This is a genomic window from Mesorhizobium sp. M7A.F.Ca.AU.002.02.1.1 (assembly GCF_003998535.1).
In the GTDB taxonomy this organism is placed as follows: Bacteria; Pseudomonadota; Alphaproteobacteria; order Rhizobiales; family Rhizobiaceae; genus Mesorhizobium; species Mesorhizobium ciceri.
In genome coordinates, this window is record NZ_RZPB01000678.1 from 1 (window position 1) to 3,286 (window position 3,286).

Sequence of the window (3,286 nt, forward strand, 5' to 3'; positions counted from 1 at the left end):
GACAAACCCGGAATCGGACGGAAGGCGGAGAAATAGCCCCGCCGCAGATGGTAGCTGCCATAGAGCCGGGCGCTCGTGTGCAATATGCCGTCGTCGGATGTCTTGTCGGCGCCGATGATCATCTGCGTCGACTGGCCGCCCGGCGCAAAGCGTTCGCGCTTTTTGGTCTTCAAAGTCGGCTCGGCCTTCTCCTCCATCTTCTGGCGCAGCCTGGCCATGGAAAGCCGGATTGTCTCCGGCTTCTTCTCGGGCGCCAGCCGCTTCACACCCTCGTCGGTCGGCAGTTCGACATTGATCGACAGCCGGTCGGCATAGAGACCGGCCTGCTCGACCAGTTCGGCCGAGCTTTCCGGGATGGTCTTCAAATGGATGTAGCCGGAGAATTTCTCCTCCAGGCGCAGCCGGCGCGCCACCTCGACCATCTCGCCCATGGTCTCGTCCGGCGAGCGAACGACACCCGAGGACAGGAACAGGCCTTCTATGTAGTTGCGCCGGTAGAAATCCATGGTCAGCTTCACCACCTCGTCGATGCCAAAGCGGGCGCGCCGCACATTGGACGACGATCGGTTGATGCAGTAGCTGCAATCATAGATGCAGAAATTGGTCAGCAGGATTTTCAGCAGCGAAATGCAGCGGCCGTCCGGCGCGTAGGAATGGCAGATGCCCATGCCCTCGGTGGAGCCGATGCCGCCTGATTCCAGCGAGTCCTTTTTCGCCGCACCCGACGAGGCGCAGGACGCATCGTATTTGGCGGCATCGGAGAGGACAGCCAGTTTTTCACGGACGGTGAGTGCGCTCATCTGTTCATGATATGTTCTTATCCGCCCTTATGCCACCTCATTTGATGGAAACGGCGAAAAAGTGATCGCCCGCCCGGCCCTCAGACTTCGTGCAGATAGAGGTGGTAATCCAGTTCGCTGACCGTGCGTGCCACGCGCAGGTATTCGGACTGTTTGATCGCCACGAAGGTCCGGTGCAGGTCCTCGCCGAGCGCGTTCTTCAGGAAGCTGGACGCCCGGGCCGATTCGATCGCGGCGCGCCAGTCGACAGGCATGGTTGTGCGCGTGACCGCTGCCTCATAGCCGTTGCCGGTCGTTTCGGGCCCCGGATCGAGCCCTTCATCCATGCCCTTGATGATGCCGGCGAGCACGGTTGCGGCGATCAGATAGGGGTTGGCGTCGACGCCCGACGGCCGGTGCTCGATGCGCCGGTTCTTGGCGTCGCCGGCCGGCACACGCAGCGCCACCGATCGGTTGTTGACGCCCCATGTCGGTGCCACCGGCGCATAGGATTGCGAGACGAAGCGCCGCCAGGAATTGGCGTGCGGCGCAAACACCAGCATCGATTCCGCCATGGTCTGGATGAGGCCGCCGAGCCCTTGCAGCAGCGGCAGCGACCAGCTCTCGCCGCCGGCTTCGGCAAAGACGTTTCGGCCGGCTCTGTCCTGCAGCGAAACATGGAAATGCATGCCCGAGCCGGCGTATTTCTCGATCGGCTTGGCCATGAAGCAGGCGGTGACGCCGTGGCGGCGCGCCTGCGCCCGCACCAGCCGCTTCAGCATGACCAGGTCGTCGGCCGCCCGCATCACATCCTTGCGGTAGTTCAGCGTCAATTCGTACTGGCCGGGCGCATATTCGGAAATGACCGTCTCGGCCGGAATGCCTTGCGCCTTGGCTGCGGCATAGATGTCGGAAAACAGCGGCTCCATGCCGTGCAGATGATCAACGGAATAGACTTCCGTCTTGCCCGAGACGCGGCCGTCGAGCACGGCGCGCGCCGGCTGCACCTTGCCGTCGGCGTCGCGCTCATTGGCCAGCAGGAAGAATTCAAGTTCGAAGGCTCCGGCCGGATAGAGGCCCTTGGCCGCCAGGATGTCGACTTGCCGAGCCAACGCCAGCCGCGGATCCGACGACATCGGCCGGCCGTCGAGCATGTACATCGCCATCAGCAGCTGGCCACGTGGCGGGCTCGTGCCGTAGAGCGGCACCAGCGTACCGGGGATCGGCCATGCCCTGAGATCGCCGTCGCCGGTCGTCCAGATCAACCCGGTCTCGTGCACATCCTCGCCGGTGATGTCGAGGCCCAGGATCGAGATCGGCATATGGCGGCCGCCCTCGAAGATGCTCTTCAGCTCATGCCGGCGCACGATCTTGCCGCGGCCGACGCCATTGGCGTCGGTCAGCACGATATCGAAGGCTTCGATCTCGGGATGGGCGTCGAGAAAGGCGTGCGCCTCGGCGGATGTCGAGCCCGAAGGTGAGGTCATTGTGGCATTGGGATGGTCCATCGCCGCTTGTCTCATGCCCCAAGCTTTGCCGCAACCGCGCCGAAGGCGGTGATCAGCCGGTTGACCTGGGTCGCAGTGGTCGCCGGCGAGATCAGCATCATGTTGTGGAAGGGTGCGATCAGCACGCCGCGATTGATCAGCGCGACATGGATGGCGGCCTCCAGTTCCGGCGCATGCGCCACTTCCGCCTCGGCGCCATTGCGCAGCGGACCGGGCGCGCAGATGAACTCGACGCGGGCGCCGACACGGGAAACATGCCAGGGCAGGCGATAGCGATCGATCACGCCGGTCAACCCGGCATCGAGCCGCCGCGCCAGGTGATCCATGCGGTCATAATTTTCCGGCGTCATCACCTCTTCAAGCGCGGCGCGCATCGCTGCGAACTGCAGCGGGTTGGCCGAGAGCGTCGTGCCCATGCCGGAATAGCCCGGCTCCTTGGTCCTGTTGTAGTCCGCGTAGCGCGAGGCGACGTCGTCGCTCATGCCCCAGACACTGGCCGGCACGCCGCCGGCGATCGGCTTGCCCAGGACGAAGAAGTCCGGGTCGAGACCATATTTCCTCGTGTAGCCGCCGGGGCCGGTCGAGATCGTGTGCGTCTCGTCGATCAGAAGCAGTGTGCCGGCTTGGCGTGTCAGTTTGCGCAGGGCGTCATGGTAGCCCGGATCGGCAAGCACCATGCAGGAGTTGGTCAGCACCGGTTCGGCGATGACGCAGGCGACGTCCTTATCCCCAAGCGCGGCTTCGAGTGCTGAGATGTCGTTGAACTCGATGACCTTGGCCGTACGCGTCAGGTCGCGGAACTCGCCCGCCAATCCCGGCCGGTTGACGGGCTTGCCGTCGATCAGCCGCACCATCGTCTCGTCGACCGAGCCATGGTAGCAGCCGTTGAAGACAAGGATCTTCTCCCGGCCGGGATTGGCGGGCGAGTTCCGCGACCTGACGCGTACGGCCAAGGTCATCGAGTTCAACGACATCTCAGCACTCGAAGCCGCGCTTGGG

The 3,286-nt window shown here is 64.0% G+C and carries 3 protein-coding genes; all 3 read right to left on the reverse strand.

Annotated features, from left to right (window positions below):
- Positions 1–800: putative DNA modification/repair radical SAM protein (locus tag EN879_RS29230; RefSeq protein WP_127274423.1), on the reverse strand; the 800-nt coding region annotated here is incomplete at its 3' end.
- Positions 801–880: 80 nt separating this feature from the next.
- On the reverse strand, positions 881–2,287 hold the full coding sequence (locus tag EN879_RS29235) for a glutamine synthetase family protein (RefSeq protein WP_082826626.1): 1,407 nt from the start codon (positions 2,285–2,287) through the stop codon (positions 881–883).
- An 11-nt stretch (positions 2,288–2,298) separates the two neighbouring features.
- Positions 2,299–3,286: transaminase (locus EN879_RS29240; RefSeq protein ID WP_245493880.1), on the reverse strand; the 988-nt coding region annotated here is incomplete at its 5' end.

Excerpts from the sequence above, each read along its gene's own strand:
- EN879_RS29235 (WP_082826626.1), bottom strand. The coding sequence starts at position 2,287 with ATGGACCATCCCAATGCCACAATGACCTCACCTTCGGGCTCGACATCC.